Origin of the sequence: Pseudomonas sichuanensis (genome assembly GCF_003231305.1) — a bacterium.
In the GTDB taxonomy this organism is placed as follows: domain Bacteria; phylum Pseudomonadota; class Gammaproteobacteria; order Pseudomonadales; family Pseudomonadaceae; genus Aquipseudomonas; species Aquipseudomonas sichuanensis.
Map to the genome: position 1 here is coordinate 1 of NZ_QKVM01000169.1, position 272 is coordinate 272.

Annotated in this window: 1 protein-coding gene; it reads right to left on the bottom strand. The window is 65.8% G+C overall.

Translation table 11 applies throughout. From position 1 onward, the window contains the following. Positions 1-272, bottom strand: a 272-nt coding sequence (locus DM373_RS28585) for a hypothetical protein (protein ID WP_157966924.1), incomplete at both ends; no start/stop codon positions are given.

A 272-nucleotide genomic window follows, 5' to 3' on the forward strand; every position in this document is an offset into this window, starting at 1 on the left:
ATCGAAGCGCAGGTCGATGCGGCGCTGGCCAACCTGACTGCTCGCCAGCCGACCGCTGCTCGGGTCGTACTGGTAGCGCGTGGTCAGTCCATCGAAACCGGTTTCCTCCAACCGGCGGCCTGCCACGTCGTACACGAACCGGGCGCGGCTTTCGTTCTGGTTGGCCATGCCGACCAGGCGGCCGAGCCGGTCCCAGTGGTAGCTGACCGAATGTTCGAGCGCATCGACCCGTTCGGCCAATAGCCCGGATCGGGTATAGCGCCACGTCGTAC